The sequence below is a fragment of the Aureimonas sp. AU12 genome, from assembly GCF_001463705.1.
Taxonomy (GTDB): Bacteria; Pseudomonadota; Alphaproteobacteria; order Rhizobiales; family Rhizobiaceae; genus Aureimonas.
Genome location: NZ_BBWH01000043.1, coordinates 181,255 through 203,216 on the forward strand (window position 1 = coordinate 181,255; position 21,962 = coordinate 203,216).

The 21,962-nt window shown below is 67.5% G+C and carries 24 protein-coding genes; 11 read left to right on the top strand and 13 right to left on the bottom strand.

Annotated features, from left to right (window positions below; genetic code table 11):
• Positions 1 to 100: 100 nt before the first annotated feature.
• The 7 genes from purL to purC form a co-directional block, all read right to left on the bottom strand.
• Complete coding sequence (gene purL, locus AUL33_RS17705; protein WP_062211312.1) at positions 101 to 2,371, bottom strand: phosphoribosylformylglycinamidine synthase subunit PurL; 2,271 nt, start codon at positions 2,369 to 2,371, stop codon at positions 101 to 103.
• A 13-nt stretch (positions 2,372 to 2,384) separates the two neighbouring features.
• The gene (locus AUL33_RS17710) at positions 2,385 to 2,855 is read right to left on the bottom strand and encodes a hypothetical protein (RefSeq protein ID WP_062211315.1); all 471 of its coding nucleotides are present in this window, start codon (positions 2,853 to 2,855) and stop codon (positions 2,385 to 2,387) included.
• A complete protein-coding gene (locus AUL33_RS17715) occupies positions 2,846 to 3,424 on the bottom strand; it encodes a hypothetical protein (RefSeq protein WP_156419472.1) in 579 nt (192 codons plus the stop codon). The genes AUL33_RS17710 and AUL33_RS17715 overlap by 10 nt, the downstream gene beginning before the upstream one ends.
• 59 nt (positions 3,425 to 3,483) lie before the next feature.
• Positions 3,484 to 3,861, bottom strand: a complete 378-nt coding sequence (locus tag AUL33_RS17720) for a hypothetical protein (protein ID WP_062211451.1) — start codon at positions 3,859 to 3,861, stop codon at positions 3,484 to 3,486.
• Between the two features lie 50 nt (positions 3,862 to 3,911).
• The gene (purQ, locus tag AUL33_RS17725) at positions 3,912 to 4,595 is read right to left on the bottom strand and encodes a phosphoribosylformylglycinamidine synthase subunit PurQ (RefSeq protein WP_062211321.1); all 684 of its coding nucleotides are present in this window, start codon (positions 4,593 to 4,595) and stop codon (positions 3,912 to 3,914) included.
• 8 nt (positions 4,596 to 4,603) lie between these two features.
• On the bottom strand, positions 4,604 to 4,846 hold the full coding sequence (purS, locus tag AUL33_RS17730) for a phosphoribosylformylglycinamidine synthase subunit PurS (protein WP_062211324.1): 243 nt from the start codon (positions 4,844 to 4,846) through the stop codon (positions 4,604 to 4,606).
• Positions 4,847 to 4,913: 67 nt separating this feature from the next.
• The gene (purC, locus tag AUL33_RS17735) at positions 4,914 to 5,678 is read right to left on the bottom strand and encodes a phosphoribosylaminoimidazolesuccinocarboxamide synthase (protein ID WP_062211327.1); all 765 of its coding nucleotides are present in this window, start codon (positions 5,676 to 5,678) and stop codon (positions 4,914 to 4,916) included.
• 251 nt (positions 5,679 to 5,929) lie between these two features.
• On the opposite strand from purC, the gene AUL33_RS17740 reads away from it, so the two are divergent.
• Both AUL33_RS17740 and AUL33_RS17745 read left to right on the top strand, forming a co-directional pair.
• Complete coding sequence (locus tag AUL33_RS17740; protein WP_062211330.1) at positions 5,930 to 6,247, top strand: DUF1476 domain-containing protein; 318 nt, start codon at positions 5,930 to 5,932, stop codon at positions 6,245 to 6,247.
• Positions 6,247 to 7,011, top strand: a complete 765-nt coding sequence (locus AUL33_RS17745; RefSeq protein WP_062211333.1) for an HpcH/HpaI aldolase/citrate lyase family protein — start codon at positions 6,247 to 6,249, stop codon at positions 7,009 to 7,011. Before AUL33_RS17740 ends, AUL33_RS17745 begins: the two co-directional genes overlap by 1 nt.
• A 20-nt stretch (positions 7,012 to 7,031) precedes the next feature.
• Here the strand turns inward: AUL33_RS17745 and AUL33_RS17750 are convergent, their stop codons facing one another.
• A complete protein-coding gene (locus AUL33_RS17750; protein WP_062211336.1) occupies positions 7,032 to 7,586 on the bottom strand; it encodes an alpha/beta hydrolase in 555 nt (184 codons plus the stop codon).
• A gap of 74 nt (positions 7,587 to 7,660) precedes the next feature.
• Positions 7,661 to 9,106 carry a cardiolipin synthase gene (gene cls, locus AUL33_RS17755; protein ID WP_062211339.1) on the bottom strand — a complete coding sequence of 482 codons (1,446 nt, stop codon included), beginning with the start codon at positions 9,104 to 9,106 and terminating at the stop codon, positions 7,661 to 7,663.
• Between the two features lie 232 nt (positions 9,107 to 9,338).
• Between cls and AUL33_RS17760 the strand changes: the two genes are divergently transcribed.
• Entirely contained in the window at positions 9,339 to 10,157 is an 819-nt protein-coding gene (locus AUL33_RS17760) for an endonuclease/exonuclease/phosphatase family protein (RefSeq protein WP_062211343.1), read from the top strand.
• A 4-nt stretch (positions 10,158 to 10,161) separates the two neighbouring features.
• On the opposite strand, the gene purB is transcribed toward AUL33_RS17760, so the two are convergent.
• The 3 genes from purB to AUL33_RS17775 form a co-directional block, all read right to left on the bottom strand.
• Positions 10,162 to 11,469 carry an adenylosuccinate lyase gene (gene purB, locus AUL33_RS17765; protein WP_062211345.1) on the bottom strand — a complete coding sequence of 436 codons (1,308 nt, stop codon included), beginning with the start codon at positions 11,467 to 11,469 and terminating at the stop codon, positions 10,162 to 10,164.
• Positions 11,470 to 11,547: 78 nt separating this feature from the next.
• Entirely contained in the window at positions 11,548 to 12,558 is a 1,011-nt protein-coding gene (locus AUL33_RS17770) for a P1 family peptidase (RefSeq protein WP_062211347.1), read from the bottom strand.
• Between the two features lie 4 nt (positions 12,559 to 12,562).
• Complete coding sequence (locus AUL33_RS17775) at positions 12,563 to 13,624, bottom strand: ABC transporter substrate-binding protein (protein WP_156419474.1); 1,062 nt, start codon at positions 13,622 to 13,624, stop codon at positions 12,563 to 12,565.
• Between the two features lie 317 nt (positions 13,625 to 13,941).
• On the opposite strand from AUL33_RS17775, the gene AUL33_RS17780 reads away from it, so the two are divergent.
• The 6 genes from AUL33_RS17780 to AUL33_RS17805 all read left to right on the top strand — a co-directional run bounded on the left by AUL33_RS17780 (position 13,942) and on the right by AUL33_RS17805 (position 19,329).
• Positions 13,942 to 14,391 (top strand): flavin reductase, encoded by a 450-nt coding sequence (locus tag AUL33_RS17780; protein ID WP_062211458.1) that lies wholly within the window; start codon positions 13,942 to 13,944, stop codon positions 14,389 to 14,391.
• 87 nt (positions 14,392 to 14,478) lie between these two features.
• Positions 14,479 to 15,390 carry a MoxR family ATPase gene (locus AUL33_RS17785; RefSeq protein ID WP_244492321.1) on the top strand — a complete coding sequence of 304 codons (912 nt, stop codon included), beginning with the start codon at positions 14,479 to 14,481 and terminating at the stop codon, positions 15,388 to 15,390.
• Positions 15,391 to 15,395: 5 nt separating this feature from the next.
• Positions 15,396 to 16,646: a VWA domain-containing protein gene (locus AUL33_RS17790; RefSeq protein WP_062211353.1), complete on the top strand. Its 1,251-nt coding sequence runs from the start codon at positions 15,396 to 15,398 to the stop codon at positions 16,644 to 16,646.
• A gap of 15 nt (positions 16,647 to 16,661) precedes the next feature.
• A complete protein-coding gene (locus AUL33_RS17795) occupies positions 16,662 to 16,997 on the top strand; it encodes an XdhC family protein (RefSeq protein ID WP_062211461.1) in 336 nt (111 codons plus the stop codon).
• Entirely contained in the window at positions 16,997 to 17,707 is a 711-nt protein-coding gene (locus AUL33_RS17800) for an XdhC family protein (protein ID WP_062211356.1), read from the top strand. Before AUL33_RS17795 ends, AUL33_RS17800 begins: the two co-directional genes overlap by 1 nt.
• Complete coding sequence (locus tag AUL33_RS17805) at positions 17,704 to 19,329, top strand: NTP transferase domain-containing protein (protein ID WP_062211359.1); 1,626 nt, start codon at positions 17,704 to 17,706, stop codon at positions 19,327 to 19,329. Before AUL33_RS17800 ends, AUL33_RS17805 begins: the two co-directional genes overlap by 4 nt.
• Here the strand turns inward: AUL33_RS17805 and AUL33_RS17810 are convergent.
• Positions 19,326 to 19,514, bottom strand: a complete 189-nt coding sequence (locus AUL33_RS17810; protein ID WP_192843213.1) for a DUF2256 domain-containing protein — start codon at positions 19,512 to 19,514, stop codon at positions 19,326 to 19,328. The genes AUL33_RS17805 and AUL33_RS17810 overlap by 4 nt on opposite strands.
• Before the next feature lie 101 nt (positions 19,515 to 19,615).
• Here AUL33_RS17810 and AUL33_RS17815 point away from each other — a divergent pair, with 101 nt between their 5' ends.
• Positions 19,616 to 20,359: an SDR family NAD(P)-dependent oxidoreductase gene (locus tag AUL33_RS17815; RefSeq protein WP_062211466.1), complete on the top strand. Its 744-nt coding sequence runs from the start codon at positions 19,616 to 19,618 to the stop codon at positions 20,357 to 20,359.
• A gap of 5 nt (positions 20,360 to 20,364) precedes the next feature.
• Positions 20,365 to 21,903, top strand: a complete 1,539-nt coding sequence (locus tag AUL33_RS17820; RefSeq protein ID WP_156419475.1) for a cryptochrome/photolyase family protein — start codon at positions 20,365 to 20,367, stop codon at positions 21,901 to 21,903.
• Positions 21,904 to 21,962 lie beyond the last annotated feature (59 nt).

Below are 21,962 nucleotides of genomic sequence, written 5' to 3' on the forward strand. Positions count from 1 at the left end.
GTCGTCTCCTGCACCGGAGCCGGATGGTCGAATCCGGCCCTTTGGCGTTGAGGATAGGGGCTTTGGAAACGGGTCGCAATCGACCCGGCGTCCCGTCGCTTCAAGCCGTTGCGGGATGCTCGGGCAGGGTGCCGGCCATGAAGTTGGGGAACCAGCTTTCATGGGCGATCTGCAGTTCGCCGACCTCCACCGAGAAGGTGCCGTTGACGGTGAGGCTCGCGCCGCCCACCTGCCCGATCTCGCGAAGCGGCACGGAGCCAGCCTCGGATGCGAGGGCCGCGGCATCGCCCGGCGCGACGGAGACGACGTAGCGCGCCTGATCCTCGCCGAAGAGCAGGGCATGCAACAGACCGCCGCCGGCATTGATGGTGGCGCCGAGGTTCGAGGCCATGCACATCTCGGCCAGCGCGACACCGAGGCCGCCGTCCGACAGGTCGTGGCAGGCGGTGACCCGGCCGGAACGGATGAGACCGCGCACGAAGTCGCCGTTGCGCTTTTCCGCTGCCAGATCCACCGCCGGCGGCGCACCCTCTTCGCGGCCCTCGATCTCCCGCAGGTAGATCGAGCTGCCGAGATGCCCGCCATCCTCGCCGACGAGGAACACGACGTCGCCGGCCTTCCAGCCACCGACCGAGGCCGTCTTTGAGCGATCGTCGACCAGCCCGACCCCGCCGATCGTCGGTGTGGGCAAAATGGCGTGCCCTTGCGTCTCGTTGTAGAGCGAGACGTTGCCGGAGACGATGGGGAAGTCGAGCGCGCGGCAGGCAGCGCCAATGCCCTCGATGGCCTTGACGAGCTGGCCCATGATCTCGGGCTTCTCGGGATTGCCGAAGTTCAGATTGTCGGTCGCGGCCAGCGGCTCGGCGCCCACCGCCGTCAGGTTGCGCCAGCATTCGGCCACGGCCTGCGCCCCGCCGAGATAGGGATCGGCCTCGCAATAGCGGGGCGTCACATCGGACGAGAAGGCCAGCGCCTTCGTGGGATGGCCTTCGACGCGCACGAGGCCGCTGTCGCCGCCCGGCCGCTGCAGCGAGTTGCCCTGGATCAGCGTGTCGTATTGCTCGAACACCCAGCGACGCGAGGCGATGTCGGGCGAGCCGACGATCTTCAGGAGGGTCGCGGCGTAGTCGGTCGGCTCGGGAATGTCGGCGGCGTGGATTGATTTCGCGGGCTTGGGCTCGATCCATGGCCGGTCGTATTCCGGCGCCTGGTCGCCGAGATCCTTGATCGGCAGATTGGCGACCTCGGCCCCATCGAAGAGGATGCGGAAACGCAGGTCGTCCGTGGTCTTGCCGACGACCGCGAAATCGAGGCCCCACTTGACGAAGATCGCCTCGGCCACGTCCCGCTTCGATGGCTCTAGCACCATGAGCATACGCTCCTGGCTTTCCGACAGCATCATTTCATAGGGCGTCATCCGCTCTTCGCGAACCGGCACCTTGTTGAGGTCGAGCTCGATGCCGAGGTCGCCCTTGGCGCCCATCTCGACCGCCGAGCAGGTGAGGCCGGCGGCGCCCATGTCCTGGATCGCGATGACCGCGCCGGTCTTCATCAGTTCGAGGCAGGCTTCGAGCAGGCATTTCTCGGTGAAGGGATCGCCGACCTGCACGGTCGGGCGCTTCTCCTCGATCTTCTCGTCGAACTCGGCCGAGGCCATCGTCGCACCGCCGACGCCGTCTCGGCCGGTCTTGGCGCCGAGATAGACGACGGGCAGGCCGACGCCCTTGGCTTCCGAGAGGAAGATCGCGTCGGTCTTGGCGAGCCCGGCCGCGAAGGCGTTGACGAGGCAGTTGCCGTTGTAGCGGGGGTGGAAGTTCACCTCGCCGCCGACGGTCGGCACGCCGAAGGAATTGCCGTAGCCGCCGACGCCCGCCACGACGCCGGAGACGAGGTGCCGGGTCTTGGGATGATCCGGCGAACCGAAGCGCAGCGCGTTCATCGCCGCGATCGGCCGCGCGCCCATCGTGAAGACGTCGCGCAGGATGCCGCCGACGCCCGTCGCCGCGCCTTGATAGGGCTCGATATAGGAGGGGTGGTTGTGGCTCTCCATCTTGAAGACCACGCAGTCGCCATCGCCGATATCCACCACGCCGGCATTCTCGCCAGGACCCTGAAGGACGCGGGGGCCTGTCGTCGGCAGGGTGCGCAGCCAGCGCTTGGAGGACTTGTACGAGCAGTGCTCGTTCCACATGGCGGAGAAGATGCCGAGTTCGGTGATGGTCGGCTCGCGACCGATGAGCGTCAGGATCCGCTGATACTCGTCGGGCTTCAGCCCATGGCTGGCGACGAGTTCGGGCGTGATAGCGATCTCGGTCAAGGCGACCCTCTTTCCGACTGGGGTGTAACGGTCTGGTCTATAGGAGGGAATCATCCCGCCCGAAAGATCAACGAAGCGAAATCCAGTCGATCCGGGGATCGCGGCACGGCATCGTCGCTGCGCTCGTTCGCTCGATGAGAACGTCGTCGCCTGCCTGCGGGATGAAATCTTCTGCGATGCGGCGCTGCAGGGTGAACAGCGTGTGGTCGTATCCACCCTTTACGGCGGCGCGAACGCAAAGGCGGTAGCCGTCGCCGGCGGACGGCAGGAAAGCGGCGCTCCGCTCCAGCGGACGGCCGCGATAGATCGTAGCTGCCGTCTGCCTGAGATAGCGCAGCTCGATTGCGCTGGGCGCCGCGGTGGTCAGGCCGGTGGCGGGCCGGGTGGTGGAGGACGTCGGTCCGTCGCGGACGGGCGCGGCGCAGCCACTGGTCAGACCGAGGCCGCAGGCCAGCAGAACGCCGCCCGCAAGGCTCGACCCGCCTCGAGCGAACGCTGCCGGACGACGCTCGGCCGCCTCCGCCGCAATCACCGGCACATTCCGCGTCGGATCGGCGCCGAGGCGTCGGTCAACTGGCAGGAATGTCTGAGGACCCAGAGGCCGATCAGGGCGAGATAGAGGTAAGCGCAGAGTTCGAGCATCTCCTCCACGCCAACCTCATGCAGATGCTCGGCCAGTTGTGCGCCCCCAAGGATCGCCACGACCCAGACGACCGGCCAGATCCAACGATGTTCGCTGATCACCAGATAGGCGGATTTTCGCATGGGGACGAAGCGCTTGGCCACCAGCATCAGGGTCAGCACCACTGCGATCAGGATGTAGGCGACCAGCTTTCCCGAGGCGGGAAGGCAGGCGTCGGCGGTGGAGTAGATGCTGCCGCAGCGCGGGGTCTCTCGAACGATCATCAGGGCGATGACCACCATGACGCCGATGCAGGTGAGGGCATGGCCGCGCGTCAGATTGATAGCCGCGAGCGAAAACGGAACGATCGCGATCGCCAGGAACAGGCACTCGACCGTCTCGATTGGCCCGTTCTCTGCGAAGAACTGCAGCGCGGACGGTCGCTCGCCCAATTCGAGGCCAAGCAGGGTGAAGCCGGCCGCCATGAGAAGAGCGAGGACGGTCCACGCGAGAACCGCGGGATGGCGGGCCATGTGAGACGCGATCAAGAGGTTGCGCAGGTCCGGTTGCCAGCGGCCCACCGATCGACGTCGCGCGCGATCCGCGCGCCTTCGCCGGTCTGGAGGAGAGGTCCGAAGGTCTCGAGTTGAGCGGGTGATCCGCGGCCTTCGACGACGAGCAGCGGAAGGCCGCCGGGATTGGCGGCGGGCACCACGAGGATGCGGGGTCGGCCGGAATGGGAGTCGAGCTCCGGCGCCAGGCGAAAGGCGCGGAACGCCGGATCCTTGCCGCGGAACCAGCAGTCGCGCGCGGCAAGCGCCACGCGCTCCATCACGGGCAGGGCCGCCTCGCCACGCGGCGGCTTGGGCGGGGCTGCCGGACGCGGTTGTGGGGCCGGCGAACTGCAGGCCGACAGCGCCATGACGGTGGCCACGCCGATCAACGCAAGCCGACGGCCGGGACGATGCGTGCTCAAGCCGCGAGCTCGCGCGAGCCAAGACCCAGCGCGCTCTCGAAAATGCCGCGTCCGTCCGAGCCGCCATGCTCGGGCTCGATGAGGTTCTCGGGATGCGGCATGAGGCCCAGCACGTTGCCGCGCTCGTTCATGATGCCGGCGATGTCGTTGATCGCGCCGTTCGGATTGGTGCCCTCGGCGTAGCGGAAGACGACCTGCCCGTTGCCCTCGATGCGCTCCAGCGTCTCGGCGTCGGCAAAGTAGTTGCCGTCGTGATGGGCCACGGGCGAGCGGATGATCTGGCCTTGCGAATAAGCCGACGTGAAGCGTGTCGCGGCGTTGGCGACTTCAAGCTTGACCTCGCGGCAGACGAACTTCAGGCTTGTGTTGCGCATCAGGGCGCCCGGCAGGAGACCCGCTTCGCAAAGGATCTGGAAGCCGTTGCAGACGCCCAGCACTGCGACACCTGCCTCTGCCCGCGCAGCGACGGCGCGCATCACGGGAGAGCGTGCGGCGATGGCGCCGCAGCGCAGGTAGTCGCCGAAGGAGAAGCCGCCGGGAACGATGATGAGATCCACGTCCGGGATCTCGGTGTCGGTCTGCCAGACGGTAACGGGTGCCTGACCGGAGATCTTCGTCAGCGCCGCGATCATGTCGCGGTCGCGGTTGAGCCCCGGCAGGAGAACGACGGCGGATTTCATCTTCGACCTCAGGCGATTTCGACGGCGTAATTCTCGATCACGGTGTTGGCGAGCAACTGCTCGCACATCGCCTTCAGATCGGTTTCGGCCTTGGCCCGGTCGTCTCCGTCCACCACCACGTCGAAGACCTTGCCCTGACGGATGCCGTGGACGCCGCCGAAGCCGAGGGTGCCGAGGGCTCCCTCTATGGCCTTGCCCTGCGGGTCGAGAACGCCGTTCTTGAGGGTGACGACGATGCGCGCCTTGATCACGTGATATGCCTGCCTTGCGAATGAACCAGTCTCAACGCCGGCGCCGGATGCGACGCCGGCAGGGGCGTCACTTGACCAGCACCGGCCCCGAAGGGCGGGGCGTTTCGTTCTCGTTCATGATGCCGAGACGCCGCGCCACTTCCTGGTAGGCCTCGACGAGGCCGCCCATGTCGCTGCGGAACCGGTCCTTGTCCAGCTTGTCTTGTGTCTGCACGTCCCAGAGGCGGCAGGAATCGGGCGAGATTTCGTCGGCGACGATGATCCGCATCATGTCGCCTTCGAACAGGCGGCCGGTCTCGATCTTGAAGTCGACGAGCTGGATGCCGACGCCGAGGAAGAGGCCGGTGAGGAAGTCGTTGACACGAATGGCGAGCGCCATGATGTCGTCGATTTCCTGCGGGCTCGCCCAGCCGAAAGCGGTGATGTGCTCTTCCGAGACCATCGGATCGTTCAGCGCGTCGGCCTTGTAGTAGAATTCGATGATCGAGCGGGGCAGCACCGTGCCCTCCTCGATGCCGAGGCGCGTTGCCAGCGAGCCGGCCGCGACGTTGCGCACCACGACCTCGAGCGGAATGATCTCGACTTCCTTGATCAGCTGTTCGCGCATGTTCAGCCGGCGGATGAAGTGCGTGGGGATGCCGATCCGGTTCAGGTGCGTGAAGATGTATTCGGAGATGCGGTTGTTGAGCACCCCCTTGCCGTCGATGACCTCGTGCTTCTTCTTGTTGAACGCCGTCGCGTCGTCCTTAAAGAACTGAACGAGCGTGCCGGGCTCCGGGCCTTCGTAAAGGATCTTGCCCTTGCCTTCGTAGATACGGCGGCGACGTGTCATGAATGATGCTCGATCATGGTGGAGGGCGAGTCGGTCCCGACACGCGAAAACTCGAATGCTTTAGGGCCGTGAATAGACCAAAGCCCCGTTCTAAACAATCACAAAGCCAAAGGTCAGGGTTCGCGGCTCCCGGCGCAAGGCGCCATGCCCGAGAGGGATCGGCTGGACTTCGCCCGGTCTCTCGCTAGCCTAGGGACCATGCAGGGCTGGAATCGGCCCGGCCGAACAATTCGAGACGAAGGATCGCAGCGATGTCCATCAACGACAGGGCCCACGACGCCGAGGCGCGCTTCGGCCACGAGCAGGAGCTTCGCTTCCGCGTCGAAGCCCGGCGCAACAAGCTTCTGGGCCTCTGGGCTGCGGACAAGCTCGGTAAGTCCGGCGCCGAGGCGGACGCTTACGCGGCCGCGCTCGTGCAGCTCGATCTCGGCGCCGGTGGTTCGGAAGACGTTTACCAGCGCGTGCGGGCCGATTTCGATGCGGCGGCCGTCGCGCAGTCCGAGCACCAGATCCGCCGGCACATGGAGGAGTTCCTCACCGAGGCCCAGCAGCAAGTGGCCGCCAGCTGATGCCCGCCGCGCAACTCAGCCGGATGCTCGCCGGCGAGCGCACGGTGCTGTCGGCCTGGGCCGGCCTCGGCGATCCCGTCGTTCACGAGACCTTGCTGCGGACCTTCGACGTATTGACGCTCGACGTGCAGCACGGCCTGCAGAGCGTCGCCGAAATCCGCGAAGGCTGTGCCCGTGCCGTCCTGATGGGCAAGCCGGCGGTGGTGCGCGTGCCGATCGGCGATCTGGCGCTTGCGGCACGCTCGCTCGATTTCGGCGCTACGGGCGTCATCCTGCCGATGGTCGAGGGCGCGGCGGATGCCGCCGCCTTCGCCAAGGCGCTGCGCTACGCGCCGTCGGGCACGAGATCCTACGGCCCGGCCCGCGCCGTGGACCTCTTCGGCTACGAGTCCGGCAAGGCCTACATGGACATCGCCAACGCGGCCGTGGTGTCGCTGGCGATGATCGAGACCGCGTCCGCTTATGCCGAGATCGACGCGATTCTCGCGGTGCCCGAACTCGGCGGCATCTTCGTTGGGCCGTCCGACCTGTCAATGGCGATCGGCTCGAAGGGGCTGGACCCCAACGGCGAGGAAACCGACGCGGCGGCGCGATCCATCCTCGCCAAGGCCAAGGCGGCCGGCAAGGCCACCGCGATCTACGCGGCGACCGCCGCCGATGCGCGGCGCTACCGCGACATGGGCTATGCGATGATCTGCATCGCCTCCGACATCGGCCTGCTGCGGGCTGCGTCCGCCGCGATCGTCGCCGAAGTTCGCGCCTGACCGAATAGCGCTGTCGGCCGTCAGGCCGGCAGCGTCGACAGGAACTTGCCGAAGGTCAGCAGCCCCTCCGGCCAAGGGCCGTGGCCGCTGTCTGCGTTCAGATGGCCCGCTTCGCCCGCATCGACGAAGAGCGAGCCCCAGGCGCCGGCTGCATCTTCGGCCGCCTCGAATGTGGAGAACGGGTCGTTGCGGCTGGCCACCACCACCGAGGGGAACGGCAGGGGATCGCGCGGATAGGGGCCGAAGGTCATCAGGTGCTTCGGGCGGATCGTCTCGTCCGCAACATCCGGCGGCGAGACGAAAAAGGCGCCGGCGACGCGATGCCGGAACAGCGGCACGGCCTGTACGACCGCAGCGACGCCGAGCGAATGCGCCACGAGCACCACCGGCTTCACGGCTTCGTTGACCGCATCGGCCACCGCCTGCGTCCAATCTTCTCGGACGGGCTTCGACCATTCACGCTGATGAACGCGCCGCGCGGTGGAGAGCTTCTGCTCCCAGCGGGTCTGCCAGTGCTGGTCGGACGAGCCGGTGTATCCGGGGACGATGAGGATGTCGGCTTCTGAAATTCGCATGGTGCCGAGATGCGAAGGCCGCCGGATTTTGTCAAGCGAGCGGGGCGACCGAAGCCGGCCCGCTCCTGCGGCAGTTAGAGAAGCGGGCTGATCAGCCGAGTCGCGTTCTCGGCCAGCTGCATGAAGAAACCCCGCTTTTCCCAGTCCTTTAGTTGCAGGCGGTGGCTCTTGGCGCGGTAGTCGTCTTCGATGACGCGAAGGTCGCGCACCAGATCCTCGTTGTAGGCGATGAGCGTTACCTCCGAGTTCAGCTCGAAGGAGCGCCGATCCATGTTGGCGGAGCCGACGATGGCGATGTCGTCGTCGATCGACAGGTGTTTGGCGTGCAGGAAACGCTCCCGGTAAAGCATGACCTCGACGCCCGCCTCCAGCAGCTCGTCGTAATAGGACTGCTGCGCCCGGTCGATGAGCATGCTGTTCGTCGTCGAGGTGACGAAGAGGGTTACGCGCACGCCCTTCGACACGGCCGTGCGCAACGCCACGAGAAGCGGCTCGTTCGGGATGAAGTAGGGCGTCGCCAGCACCACGCGCTGGCGGGCGCTGTAGATGAGATCGGTGAAGAGCACGTCGACGCCGGCCATCGGATAGTCCGGGCCGCTCGGCAGAACCTGCGCGGTGGCGGTCCGGTCGGGCGAGGGCGGCAGGGGCTCGGGCATCAGATCGCGAGAGGCGATGTCCTCCTCGGTTTCCAGATACCAGTCGCCGATGAAGATCGCCTGGAGTTCGAGCACGACAGGGCCTTCGACTCGCGCCATCAGTTCGCGATAGAAGGTCTTGGGCTCGTATTCGATCCGGTGCATGTTCTGCGAACCGACCCAGCCGACGCGCCCGTCCACCACCACGATCTTGCGGTGATTGCGCAGGTCGAGGCGGGTCGCGCGGTTCCAGAAGCGCAGCGGCAGGATCAGCTGAAGCTCGACGCCGCTGCCCTTGAGGCGCTTGGCGATGGCCTTGCGGTCGCGCGACGAACCCACCGCATCGATGAGCAGCCGGCATTTCACGCCGCGCCGCGCGGCCCGCTCGAGCGCGCTCAGCACCTTGTTGCCAGCCTGATCGTTCTGCAGGATGTAGACCATGACATGCGCATGGTGCTTGGCCGCGTCGATATCGCCGGCGATGCGGTCGACCACGCGGTTGTAGTCCGCATCGAGCCGAATCCGGTTGTCGGCAAGGCAGGGAAAGCGCCCGATGCGATGCACGAGATGGGCTGTCATCCGGTGATGCGGCCTGAGGCTGCGCATGCCGCCCATGCTTTCGAGCGAGATGTGGCCGATCGCCTTGCGGATGATGTCCGGCACCTCGGCGATGCGGTCCCGCCGCCATTTCGGATGCCTTGCGTTGCCGACCGCGAGATAGATCAGCAGCGCGACCCAGGGCAGGAAGAAGAACAGCAGGAGCCAGGCCTGCGCCGCCACCGGCGAGCGGCGGAACGGAATGTAGACGACGGCGCCGATGATGATCGACCAACTGATCACACCCGCAGCGATCGCCCAGACCGTGCCGTCGAAGAAGTCCGTCATGTCTCGTTGGTCCTCTCGGCACGAAACCGAAGCGCCGTTCGGATGAAGGCCGGCCCCCTGCCGTCTAGCAGGGATTGCGGCCGCGTCTCAGCGGGGATATGGGCCGCGGCGAACGACGTTCCAGACACGCGACGCCTATGGTCGAGATGAATCGTCGATGGGCTCCGGAACGGCGCCCCGATGCGGGGCGTTGCCTGCAGCATCGTTCCGGATGCGGGAACGGGTGGAAGCCATGTTGAGGATCGTCTACGCCAATCTCGGCTATGCCCGCGATATCGACGGATCCATCGGCCATCATGTGCGCCATGGCCACCGCCATGTCTTCACGACGCGGCGGGTGCAGGAGCGCACTCTCGGCTTCGTGCGCGAGCGCCTCCGCGACCTGAAACCGGACCTGTCCTGCTTCGTCGAGATCGACCGGGGCTCGCTGACGAACGGCTTCTTCGACCAGTTGCCATCGCTGCGCGAAGAGCACCACACGACGGTGCGGATCGACAACAAGTACGGGGCGGACAAGCAGTTCCGGCGGCTCTCCGTCTCGGTCGGAAAGTCAAACGCCTTCCTCGCCGCCCGGCCGCTCGACTATGCGGCGCGCTATCTCTCGGCCGGCAAGAAGCGGCTGGTCTACGACATCGAGATGGCCGGCGTCCGGGTGCTCGTCGCGCATCTGTCGCTGCGCTATCGCATCCGCTGCATCCAGATCGCGGAACTGGCGCGCTGGGTGGACGAGCGCCAGACGCCGACCGTCGTCGTCGGCGACTTCAACCTGTTTCGCGGCGCAGGCGAACTGGAGCCGCTGCTGCGCAGCGGCCTCGTCCACGCCAACGCCCAGTCGGGGCCGACCTTCCGGCTCGGGCCCTACCGCGCGACGCTCGACACGTGCCTTCTGTCGCCGCAGTTGCGCGAGCAGGCCGATGTCGAGATCATCGACCAGCCCTTCTCAGATCATCAGATGATCAAGGTCGACATTCGCGGCATCGACCTCGCGCCGCTTGAGCGACTGGCGACGCCCGTCATTGTTGCGGGCGCCACGGCATCGCAGGCGGCCTGACAGGTCAGGCTGCGCCGAAGACGCGGGCGAAGATCGTGTCGACGTGCTTGGTGTGGTAGCCGAGATCGAACTTCTCGCGGATCTGCGCCTCACCGAGCGCGGCCGTCACCTCGCCGTCCGACAGCAGCTCTTCGAGGAAGTCGGCATTGTGCTCCCAAACCTTCATCGCGTTGCGCTGCACGAGACGATAGGCGTCCTCGCGGCTGACGCCGGCTTGCGTCAGCGCCAGCAGCACCCGCTGCGAATGTACCAGACCCTTGAACTGGTTGAGGTTCCGGTCCATCCGCTCGGGGTAAACGAGAAGCTTGTCGATGACGTTGGTAAGGCGGGCGAGCGCGAAGTCGAGCGTCACCGTCGCATCCGGGCCGATCATCCGCTCGACCGAGGAGTGCGAGATGTCGCGCTCGTGCCAGAGGGCGACGTTCTCCATCGCCGGCAGCGCGTAGGAGCGCACCATGCGGGCGAGGCCCGTGAGGTTCTCGGTCAGCACCGGGTTGCGCTTGTGCGGCATGGCCGACGAGCCCTTCTGGCCCGGCGAAAAATACTCCTCGACCTCCAGCACCTCGGTGCGCTGCAGGTGCCGGATCTCGATCGACAGGCGCTCGACGCAGGACGCGATGACGCCGAGCGTCGCGAAATACATGGCGTGCCTGTCGCGCGGGATGACCTGCGTCGAGACCGGCTCGGGCTTCAGGCCCATCGCCGCCGCGACATGCTCCTCGACGCTCGGGTCGATGTTGGCGAAGGTGCCGACGGCGCCTGAAATCGCGCAGGTCGCGATCTCCTCGCGGGCGGCGACGAGGCGGGCCCGGCAGCGGTCGAACTCGGCATAGGCGAGCGCCAGCTTGACGCCGAAGGTCGTCGGCTCGGCGTGAATGCCGTGCGAGCGGCCGATCGTGACGGTGTCCTTGTGCTCCATCGCGCGGCGCTTCAGCGCGGCGAGAAGCGCGTCGAGGTCGGCGAGCATCAGGTCGGAGGCGCGTGCGAGCTGCACGTTGAAGCAGGTGTCCAGCACGTCCGACGAGGTCATGCCCTGGTGGATGAAGCGCGAGTCGGGCCCGACGAACTCGGCGAGATGGGTGAGGAAGGCGATGACGTCGTGCTTCGTCTCTCGCTCGATCTCGTCGATGCGGGCGACGTCGAACGTCGCGGCGTTGCCCTTCTCCCAGATCGTCTTCGCGGCGTCCTTGGGGATCACGCCGAGTTCGGCGAGCGCGTCGCAGGCATGCGCCTCGATCTCGAACCAGATGCGAAACTTGGTCTCCTGCGACCAGATCGAGACCATCTCGGGACGGGAATAGCGAGGGATCATGGGTTCGAGCTTTCGAAAGCGAGGATCGCGGATGCCCGGCTCCTAACAGACCGCGCCCCGCGCCTCAATCGCGAGCGCTCAAGCCGGCAGATCCCGCCAGGCCGGCAGGCGGTCTCCGGGCGTGCCCATCGCCTCGAAGACGCCTCGGGCGATGGCGCGCGACATCGCTGCGCTGGCGGCCGCCGCCAGCATCATCCGGTCGAGCGGCGAGGGCGCGATGCCGCTGGTGCCTGTGGCCGCGGCAAAGACGAGATCGCCGTCGAAGTCGGTGTGGACGGGATAGAGCGCCCGGGCGAACCCGTCATGGGCGGCGACCGCGAGGCGCTTGGCTTCGCCCTTCGTCAGCACCGCATCCGTCGCGATCACCGCGACCGTCGTGTTGGCGCCCTCGCGCGCCCCGTGCTTGGTGCGCGGCATCGCGGCGTCGGCCGGCATCGGATGCGGTAGGCCGAGGCCACCGAACTCGCCCGCGATCTCGAAGGGTGCCGCCCAGAAGCTGCGGGTGCCACCGACGAGCGGCGAACCCACCGCGTTGACGATGACGAGCGCAGCGACGGTGATGCCACCGGGCAGCCTGATCGACGCCGAGCCGAGACCGCCCTTGCAGACGGCCGTCGTCGCGCCGGTGCCTGCGCCCGCCGTGCCGAGCACGAAGTCGCGCGAGGCGAGGCGAGCCGCGTCCAGCCCGAGCGCTGCATACGGCGAGGCGAAGCCCCAGTCCTTGTCACCGCCATTGGCGAGGTCGAAGACGATGGCGGCCGGCACGATCGGAACCCGGAAGCCCGCGACCTCGAAACCGCGTCCGGCCTCGCGAAGGTAGGACTGAACGCCGGATGCGGCATCGAGGCCGAAGGCGGAGCCGCCCGACAGCACGAAGGCATCGACGCCGCCGACCGTGTTGGCGGGATCGAGGAGTTCGATGTCACGAGAGCCCGGGGCTCCGCCGAGCACGAGCGCGGAGGCGACGGCGGGCCGATCGAACAGAATCGCCGTCGTGCCGCTCTTCATCCGCTCATCGGAAGCGTTTCCGACGGTGACGCCGTCGAGATCGGTCAGGAGATTGCGGAGGCCAGGCTGCCAAAGTTCCACGGGCTTAGCCTTCGCCGTCGGCCAGGAAGCGTGCCCCGTCCCAGCGATAGGGTCGGAACGTCGCGAGATCGGCCTGACCCGTGCCGTCGAAGCGCAGGGCGCCGCGGCTGGTGTCGAAGCTGTCGGTGTTGAGGATGTCCGCGATCGAGCCACCGGAAGACCTGCTGCGCCGCAGGGCCTCGACCGCGACCTCCGTGGCGACGGCCGCGGCCGTGCCGTAGCCTTCGAGCGGCGGTGCGGTTTCGGACGGCGTCCAGTCGACGTCGAAACCCGAGGCGACCGCAATGATGCCAGGCGCCAGCGGAACCTGACCGGTGCTCTCATCCAGCAGCGATTCGCCGCCAGCAATCGTCAGGCCGAGATCGGACGCGGCGGCATCGCGTGCGATCACGGCGATGTCGCCGCGCGTGCCGAAGACGAGGACCCGCGTCACGCCGCTCTGCCCGATCCGCCGCGCCAGGGCGAACTGCTTCTCCTCGGCCGGCCGATAGTTGTCGACGAAGCTGGGGCGCAGGCCATCCTCTTCGAGGCGGGCGCGCACGGTGTCGGCGAGATCTCGCCCGTAGGATGAGCCGTCCTCGACGATCGCAAAAGCCGCGCCGCTCCAGCGCGTGCGCACGAAGCGGGCGATGGCCTCGGCCTCTGCCGAGGAGGCGGGCGCGATCCGCCAGACGAGCGTTCCATCCCGCTCGCGGCGGGTCAGGATCCGGTCCGCGCGCACGCCCACATCGAGCGCCGGAATGTTCGCGCCCTTCAGGATCGGAAGCGCCGCATGAAGCGCGGCGGTGCAGAGGAAGCCGATCGCGATGTCGGCCCGGTCCCGGACGAACTGCTCGGCGGCCTGCATTCCACCCTCCGCGGAGCATTGCGTATCGGCGGAGACGATCTCGGCATTGCCCGCGACGGAGCGAGCGCCCGCCAGGATCTGCGCGCCGAGGGCGGCATAGGGGCCGCTGGAAGGGGCAGCGACGCCGATCCGCATGGGTTGCTCCTGCGCTCTCGCGCTGACGGAGGCCGAGACGGCGAGGAGGCAGGCGAGGGCAGGCAGGAACGGACGCAGGTTCATGAGGTCAGCGTAGCGGAAGCCGAGTGGGGCGGCGAGAGGCGGCGCGACGTCGTTGCGCGTCGGCTTGCGAGTTCGATCGCGGGCTGCGAGGGGATGCGCGCCGGAATGCTTCGGTCGCTGCGGGAGGCCGGCGCCCTGCCAAATTTCGCGTGCTGCCCGGTCCCATCTGTCCGCCCGGTGCGAAATCGCGCTGCGAGCCCTATGTTGCCGTGGAGCCCAGCCGCATGTCCCCTGAGTCGGCCGGAAAAGGATCATTCGTGCTGACCTCATCGTCCCTCTCTCCCGACCTGATCGACCGCGTCGCCTACCGCGAGGCGATGAGCCATTTCGCCGCTGCCGTCTGTCTCGTAACCACTGACGGACCAGCGGGCCTCAGGGGCGTCACGGTCACCTCCGTCTGCTCGGTGTCCGACGATCCCGCGACGATCCTCGTCTGCCTCAACCAGTCCAGCGCCGCGAACGTGCGCTTCGAGCAGAACGGCGTCTTCGCCGTCAATGTCCTGGCCGATCGCAACGAGGCGCTTGCCCGCGTCTTTGCCGGCGAGGGCAATCTCGACGTCGAGGGCCGCTTCGCCGCCGGTCGCTGGCACCGGCTGGAATCGGGCGCGCCGATCCTCGACGACGCCCTCGTCAGCTTCGATTGCCGCATCATCGACAGCCGCCCGGTGGCGACGCATCGCGTGATGATCGGCCAGGTGGTCGCTCTGGCCGAGCCGAAGGCTGGCGGCAGCCTTGTCTACCGCGCCCGCAGCTATCACGTCGTCTGATGGGCTGACGCGCAGGGAGCCTGTCCAAGCCCGGCTGCCGCGCCTATCTTGGGTGCAACAGCGCTCCGTCTCGCACAGGATCGGCCCGTGGCATCACTTCCCGTCAGCATCGACGAAACGCAGGCGCTTCTCGAAAGCGCCGACTATGTCGCGGATCGATCGCTGGCGACCGTCCTGTTCCTGTCGCTACGTATGGGCCGGCCGCTCTTCCTCGAAGGCGAGGCCGGCGTCGGCAAAACCGAGATCGCGAAGGTTCTGGCCAGCGCGCTCGACCGGCCGTTGATCCGGCTGCAGTGCTATGAGGGCCTCGACGTCTCGACCGCCCTTTACGAGTGGAACTACGCCGCGCAGATGATCGAGATCCGCATGCGCGAGGCGGCCGGAGACGTCTCTCGCGACGCAATGCGATCCGACATCTTCTCCGAGCGCTTCCTGATCCGGCGGCCGATCCTGCAGGCGCTCGAGGGCGAGCCGGGGCGGGCCCCGGTGCTGCTGATCGACGAACTCGACCGCACAGACGAGGCCTTTGAGGCGTTCCTTCTCGAGATCCTGTCGGACAATCAGGTGACGATCCCCGAACTCGGCACCGTGAAGGCCGCCGAGCCACCGATCGTCATCATCACCACCAATCGCACGCGCGAGATCCACGACGCGCTCAAGCGTCGCTGCCTCTATCATTGGGTGGACTACCCCTCGGCCGAGCGGGAACTCGAGATCGTCCATCGCAAGGCGCCGCGCGCCAACGCCCATCTCGCCGCCGAGCTCGTGCACTTCGTGCAACGGCTTCGGCAGGTCGACCTGTTCAAGGCGCCGGGCGTCGCCGAGACGATCGACTGGGCGATGGCGCTGACCGAGCTCGACGCGGTCGCGCTCGACCCAGCTCTGGTGACGGATACGCTTGGCGTGATCCTCAAGTATCAGGACGACATCGCACGGATCGAGAAGGGCGAGAGCCGCGAGATCCTGGCCGCCGTCAAGCGCGACATGCGGCAGGTCTGACGGGCATGAGTACGGAGCGCGACGGCGCGGACCCGGACGGCAGGCTGGCCGACAACATCGCCTTTTTCGCGCGAACCCTGCGCAAGGCCGGCCTGCGCATCGGGCCTGCCTCGACGCTCACCGCCATCGATGCGGCGGAGGCGGCGGGACTTTCCTCGCGCGACGACTTCTTCTGGGCGCTGCATTCGGTCTTCGTCATGCGGCGCGAGGATGAGGCGGTCTTTGCGGAAACCTTCCGGCAGTTCTGGCGCTCGCGGCAGCTCGTCGAGAAGATGATCGCGATGTTCTCCTCCATGGCGCCGCCGCGCGAGACGGCGCCCGAGAAGAAGCGCCCGGGTGAGCGCCGGGTCGACGAGGCCTTGGCGGAAGGGGCCCGGCGCGAGCCGCGCATGCAGGACACGCCGGTTCTGGAAATCGACGCGCGGCTGACCGTCTCGCGCGACGAGATCCTGCGGGCGAAGGACTTCGCGCAGATGAGCGCGGCCGAGATCGAGCGTGCCAAGCGGGCCATCGCCGCGCTCGAACTACCAGAAGATCGCGTCGCGACCCGGCGCTACCGCATGGATGCGGCACGCGGGCGGCTCGATCCGCGCCGCATGCTGCAGGCGTCGATGCGCACCGGCGGCGACCTCGTCCTCCCGCGCTACCGCGCACGCCGCGAGGTTCATCCGCCGCTGGTCGTGATCGCCGACATTTCGGGCTCTATGAGCCAGTACAGTCGCATCTTCCTGCATTTCCTCCATGCCGTGACGGCGCGCAGGAGACGGGTGCGCACGTTCCTCTTCGGCACGCGTTTGACGAACGTGACGCGCGAGCTGACGAGCCGAGACCCCGACGCCGCCATCGACCGGTGCGCGGGCGCCGTCGCCGACTGGTCGGGCGGCACGCGGATCGGCGAGGCGCTGGAGACCTTCAACAAGCGCTGGTCGCGGCGGGTGCTGTCCGGCGGCGCGGTGGTGCTGCTGATCACCGACGGGCTGGAGCGCGACGACATCGATACGTTGTCGCGTGAGATGGCGCGCCTGCACCGGTCCAGCCGTCGGCTGATCTGGCTGAACCCTCTGTTGCGCTTCGAGGGGTTTTCGGCGCGCGCTCGCGGCGTCCGCGCGATGCTGCCCCATGTCGACGAGTTCCGCTCTGTGCATTCGCTCGATGCGATGGAAGATCTCTGCCGGGCGCTCTCGGCTGCGCCGTCCGGCGGATCGCTTGATCCGCGCCGATGGCTTCTCGACGATCCCGCCGCACAGGCGGCCTGAATGGAGATCCCGCCCATGTCGGACAACGCGTCGATCACGGCGAACGACACTCTGGCCATCGCCGAGGCCTGGGGTCTCGAGGGACGCTCGCTGGCGCTCGCGACGGTCGTGGAAACCTGGGGCTCCGCACCGCGCCCCGTGGGCAGCCATCTCGTCATCGATGCCGAGGGGCGCTTCGAGGGCTCGGTGTCGGGCGGCTGCGTCGAGGGAGCGGTGGTCGCAGAAGCGGCCGAGGTGATCGAGAGCGGCACGGCGCGGATGCTGGAATTTGGCGTCGCCGACGAGACGGCGTGGCAGGTGGGCCTCTCCTGCGGCGGAAGGATCCGCGTCTTCGTCGAGAAGGTGGCCTGATGCATCTGGATCTCCTGCGCGAGCTCAATGTCGAGCGTGTCGCCCGCCGCGCCTGCCTCCTCGTCACCGACCTGGAGACCGGCGAAAGCCGTCTATTGCGCGAAACCGAGATTGCGGGTGACGCGCTCGAAGTCGAGGCCGAGAAGGCGTTGCGCTCGGGCAAGTCGGGCGGGCTCGAGGGAAGCGATCTTTTCCTCAACGTGCATCTGCCGCCGCCGCGGCTGCTGGTGATCGGCGCCGTCCATATCAGCCAGGCGCTGGCGCCGATGGCGGCTCTCGCCGGCTTTCACGTCGAGATCATCGATCCGCGCACGGCCTTTGCATCCGTCGAGCGCTTCCCGGGGGCGGACCTCCGCGCCGAATGGCCGGAGATTGCGCTCGGCGAGCGCCCGCTCGACCCCTACACGGCCGTCGTCGCGGTCACCCACGACCCGAAGATCGACGACCGTCCGCTGATCGAAGCGCTGCGGACCGGCTGCTTCTATGTCGGCGCGCTCGGTAGCCGGAAGACCCACGCGCGCCGCGTCGAGCGACTGCTTGCGGCCGGCCTGCCGCAGCACAGGATCGACCGCATCGAGGCGCCGATCGGGGTCGATATCGGAGCCTCTACGCCGGCCGAGATCGCGGTGGCGATCCTGGCCTCGGTGATCTCCGCGTTCCGCAAGCGCAAGATGCACGCCGAGCGTCGCGGCGAGATGGACCCGGCATGAGGTTCGGGCCGGTCGCGGTGGAGAGTGCGATTGGGGCGATCCTCGCCCATGCGCAGAAGCTTCCGGACGGACGCATCGCGAAGGGCACGCGGATCGGGCCGGCCGAGATCGAGCGGCTGCGTGCGGCGGACATCGCCTTAGTGGTAGCGGCCATGCTGGACGCGGGCGATGTCGGCGAGGACGAAGCCGCCGGGCAGATCGCCGAGGCGCTCGCGAGTTCGCGCATCGGCGCCGCGCCCGCCGCCACCGGCCGGGCCAACCTTTTCGCGGGCGAGAACGGGTTGTTCCTGCCCGATCGCGCAACGATCGACCGGCTCAACCGCCTCGACCCCGGCATCACGCTGGCGACGCTCGGCGAGTTCGCGCCGGTCGAAGCCGACCGGATGGTCGCCACCGTCAAGATCATTCCGCTGGCCGTTCCCGGCGCGGCGGTCGAGGCCGCGGTCGCGTTGCTGCGCGGGCGGCGGGCGCTGAAGCTGGCGCCATTTCGGGCGCGCGGAGTCGGGCTGGTGCAGACGGAGTTGCCAACCGTCAAGGCGAGCGTCCTCGACAAGACCCGTGACGCGCTGGCTTCGCGCCTCGAAAAGTCGGAGTCCTGGATCGAGCGAGAGGTGCGCTGCCATCACAGTGGGGAGCCACTGGCGCAAGCGCTTGTCGAGGCGGCCGCAGACGAGGATCTGACCATCGTCTTTGGAGCCTCGGCCGTGATCGACGCCGACGACGTCATTCCCGCCGCGATCCGGGCGGCGGGCGGTGACGTCGAGCATCTCGGTATGCCGGTGGACCCCGGCAACCTGCTGCTGCTGGGGCGGATCGGAACGCGGATCGTGTTGGGCGCGCCAGGCTGCGCTCGCAGTCCGCGCGAGAACGGTTTCGACTGGATTCTCAATCGCATCCTCGCCGATCTTCCTGTGACGCGTGAGGATGTGACGGGGTTGGGCGTAGGAGGATTGCTCATGGAAATTGCCTCTCGTCCGCAGCCGCGCGATGCTCCGGCGAATCCGGCTGCAGATCCCGCACCGCGCGTCGAGATCGTCGTGCTCGCGGCCGGCCGGTCGAGCCGCATGAACGGTCCGAACAAGCTTCTGGCGACCTTCGACGGGGTGCCGCTGATCCGCCGCTCCGTGGAGACGGCACTGGCCAGCCGCGCGGCACGGGTTCATGTGGTCACGGGCCATATGCGGGATGCCATCACCTCGGCGCTCGACGGGCTCGACGTCGGGCTCGTCGCCAATCCCGACTACGCCGATGGCCTGGCGACGTCGCTCAAGGCCGGCTTCGAGGCCGCAGCCGGGACCGCGGACGGGGTGCTGGTCCTCCTGGCGGACCAGCCCCTGCTGACGGCCGGCGATCTCGACCGGATGATCGCCGAGTTCCGCCCGTCAGGCGAAGGGGCGATCGTCCTGGCGGCCGACGGTGGGCGCCGAGCCAACCCCGTGATCCTGTCGAGCCGGTTTCGCGACGAGGTCGCGGGGTTGGCCGGCGACATCGGCGCGCGCAGCATCGTCCAGGCCCACCGCGATCTCGTGACGGCCGTCGAAATCGGTGCCGCGGCCTCGTTCGATGTCGATACGCCAGACCTCATGGCCCGGGCCGGCGGCATCCTGGCGTCGCCGCTCTAGGTGTTGCCGGCCGGCGTGACGCTGGCTGCGCCCTGACGCTCGCGCTTGGCCTCCGCACGGCAGCGATCTGAACAGTAGAGGACCTTGTCCCAGTGCCGCGCCCAGGCCTTGCGCCACGTCATCGGCCGACGGCAGTGCGCGCAGGGTTTGGTGGGCAGGTCCGACTTCGATCGCATCTTCGCCATGGCGGCGCAGATAGGGCCGCCTCCGCCGTCCAGCCAGCGCGCCGGCTGCGCCCGCCCGCCGCACTTGAAGCCGCGACCGGATGGCGCATCTCATGCGGTCAATGGCTGAGGAGACAGACCGCGTGCGTTACATCGTGCTGGGAGCATCGGGCGGAATAGGCGAAGCGACGGCGCGCCGGCTTCGGAAAGCAGGCCACGACGTCGTGCTGACCGGGCGCGATCCCGGCGCCATCGAGGCGCTGGCTTCGGAACTCGGCGGTGAGGCCGTCCGGCTCGATGTCGAGAGCGGCGAGGGATGGGACAAGCTGGCCTCGGTGGCCGGTCCGTCGCTCGACGGGCTCGTCTACGCTGCCGGAACGATCAACCTGAAGCCCTTCACGAGACTGTCCGACGACGATTTCCTGCGCGACTTCCGCATCAATGCGCTGGGAGCGGCGAGTGCCGTTCGCCATTGCCTGCCGGCATTGCAGGCGAGCGAGGCCGCGTCGATCGTCTTGTTCTCGACTGTTGCGGTCGATCAGGGCTTTCCCGCCCACGCCTCGATTGCCATGGCCAAGGGCGCGGTGGTCGGGCTGATGCGCTCGTTGTCGGCCGAGCTCGCGCCGCGCATCCGCGTTAATGCCATCGCGCCGTCGCTAGTGGATACGCCGCTCGGGCGCACCGTCGCCGGCAACGAGAAAATGGTCGAGGCCGTCGCCAAGCTGCACCCGATCCCGCGCCTCGGGCATGCCGACGAGATCGCGGCGCTCGCCTGTTTCCTGCTGTCGCCGGACGCCGGCTGGATCACCGGGCAGACGATCGGCGTCGACGGCGGGCGTTCGACCCTTCGCACCGGTCGGGGCTGACGCGCTTGCCGAAGCTTCGTTTCGTTCTGGGAGACCAGCTCAGCACGGCCCTGTCGTCTCTGCGCGACATCGAGTCCGGCGACATCGTTCTCATGGCGGAGGTCGGGGACGAGGCGACCTATGTGCGCCACCACCAGCGCAAGATCGCCTTCCTCTTCTCGGCCATGCGCCACTTTGCCGAAGACCTCGCGAAGACAGGCGCTTGCGTCGATTACATCAAGCTTGACGATAGCGACAACAGCGGTAGCTTCACCGGCGAACTGGAGCGTGCGCTCGCCCGTCATGACATCGACGGCATCGTCGTGACCGAAGCCGGCGAATGGCGCGTGATGGAGATGATCCGGGGCTGGTCGAGGCAGTTCGATCTGCCGGTCGAGATCCGAGCGGACGACCGCTTCCTCTGCACCCACGATGAATTCGCGGCGTGGGCGGGGCGTACGAAGACCCTGCGCATGGAGTATTTCTATCGCGAGATGCGCCGGCGCACCGGCTACCTGATGGCGGGACCGGACGAACCCGCGGAGGGGCGCTGGAATTTCGATGCCGAGAACCGCGAGGCGCTGCCGCCGCGACTGGAGGCGCCCGAGCGCCCGAACTATCCGCCGGATGCCGTGACGCAGGAGGCGCTCGATCTCGTCCGCTCCCGCTTCGGCAATCATTTCGGCAGTCTCGAAGACTTCGACTACCCGGTGACGCGCGAGCAGGCGCTGCACTATCTCGGCTGGTTCGTCGCCGAAGCGCTCCCAAAGTTCGGCACCTATCAGGATGCGATGCGGCAGGGGCAGCCGCTCCTCTTCCACTCGCATCTGTCAGGCCTCATCAACTGCGGGCTGCTCGATCCCCGCGAATGCTGCGAGGCGGCGGAGGCCGCGTTTCACGAGGGCGAGGCGCCGATCAACGCGGTGGAAGGATTCATCCGGCAGATCATCGGCTGGCGCGAGTTCATCCGCGGCGTCTACTGGCGCGAGATGCCCGGCTATGGCGAGCGCAACGCGCTGGACGCCAGGCGCCCGCTGCCGGACTTCTTCTGGACCGGCGAGATCGATCTCAACTGCCTGAAGCAGTCGATCGAAGAGACGCGGGCCAACGCCTACGCGCATCATATCCAGCGGCTGATGGTGCTCGGAAACTTCTGCCTGCTCGCCGGTTTCGATCCGCGCGAGGTGCAGGAATGGTATCTCGTCGTCTATCACGACGCCTACGAATGGGTGGAGATGCCGAACGTCGTCGGCATGATCCTCTACGCCGATGAAGGGCTGTTCGCCTCCAAGCCCTACGCGGCATCGGGCAACTACATCAACAAGATGTCCGACTATTGCGGATCTTGTGCCTACAACGTGAAGAAGCGGGAGGGCGAAGGTGCCTGTCCGTTCAACTACCTCTACTGGGATTTCGTGGCCCGCAACCGGCGGCATCTCGCCCGCAATCCGAGAACGAGCCGAACGGTGGCGACGCTCGACCGGATGTCGGAGGCGAAGGTCGCGACCGCCCGGGCCGATACGAGGCGGTTTCTCGATGGGCTCACCTCCGGTGGCGACTATTGAGGCATGCACGGAAACCAGGCGGATAGCGTTTTCGGCGTTAGGATCCGGTTAACCATTCG

Bases quoted from the DNA above. Each gene is read 5' to 3' on its own strand.
- AUL33_RS17740 (WP_062211330.1), top strand. From the start codon at position 5,930: ATGTCCATCAACGACAGGGCCCACGACGCCGAGGCGCGCTTCGGCCAC.
- AUL33_RS17715 (WP_156419472.1), bottom strand. From the start codon at position 3,424: ATGGCGGCCGGCTTCACCCTGCTTGGCCTCGAATTGGGCGAGCGACCG.
- AUL33_RS17810 (WP_192843213.1), bottom strand. From the start codon at position 19,514: ATGGCGAAGATGCGATCGAAGTCGGACCTGCCCACCAAACCCTGCGCG.
- AUL33_RS17795 (WP_062211461.1), top strand. From the start codon at position 16,662: ATGTCGGACAACGCGTCGATCACGGCGAACGACACTCTGGCCATCGCC.
- AUL33_RS17760 (WP_062211343.1), top strand. From the start codon at position 9,339: ATGTTGAGGATCGTCTACGCCAATCTCGGCTATGCCCGCGATATCGAC.
- purL (WP_062211312.1), bottom strand. From the start codon at position 2,371: ATGATTCCCTCCTATAGACCAGACCGTTACACCCCAGTCGGAAAGAGG.
- AUL33_RS17800 (WP_062211356.1), top strand. From the start codon at position 16,997: ATGCATCTGGATCTCCTGCGCGAGCTCAATGTCGAGCGTGTCGCCCGC.
- purB (WP_062211345.1), bottom strand. From the start codon at position 11,469: ATGATCCCTCGCTATTCCCGTCCCGAGATGGTCTCGATCTGGTCGCAG.
- purQ (WP_062211321.1), bottom strand. From the start codon at position 4,595: ATGAAATCCGCCGTCGTTCTCCTGCCGGGGCTCAACCGCGACCGCGAC.
- purC (WP_062211327.1), bottom strand. From the start codon at position 5,678: ATGACACGTCGCCGCCGTATCTACGAAGGCAAGGGCAAGATCCTTTAC.
- AUL33_RS17720 (WP_062211451.1), bottom strand. From the start codon at position 3,861: ATGGCGCTGTCGGCCTGCAGTTCGCCGGCCCCACAACCGCGTCCGGCA.
- AUL33_RS17750 (WP_062211336.1), bottom strand. From the start codon at position 7,586: ATGCGAATTTCAGAAGCCGACATCCTCATCGTCCCCGGATACACCGGC.
- AUL33_RS17815 (WP_062211466.1), top strand. From the start codon at position 19,616: ATGGCTGAGGAGACAGACCGCGTGCGTTACATCGTGCTGGGAGCATCG.
- AUL33_RS17780 (WP_062211458.1), top strand. From the start codon at position 13,942: ATGAGCCATTTCGCCGCTGCCGTCTGTCTCGTAACCACTGACGGACCA.
- AUL33_RS17775 (WP_156419474.1), bottom strand. From the start codon at position 13,624: ATGAACCTGCGTCCGTTCCTGCCTGCCCTCGCCTGCCTCCTCGCCGTC.
- AUL33_RS17790 (WP_062211353.1), top strand. From the start codon at position 15,396: ATGAGTACGGAGCGCGACGGCGCGGACCCGGACGGCAGGCTGGCCGAC.
- AUL33_RS17805 (WP_062211359.1), top strand. From the start codon at position 17,704: ATGAGGTTCGGGCCGGTCGCGGTGGAGAGTGCGATTGGGGCGATCCTC.
- AUL33_RS17745 (WP_062211333.1), top strand. From the start codon at position 6,247: ATGCCCGCCGCGCAACTCAGCCGGATGCTCGCCGGCGAGCGCACGGTG.
- cls (WP_062211339.1), bottom strand. From the start codon at position 9,106: ATGACGGACTTCTTCGACGGCACGGTCTGGGCGATCGCTGCGGGTGTG.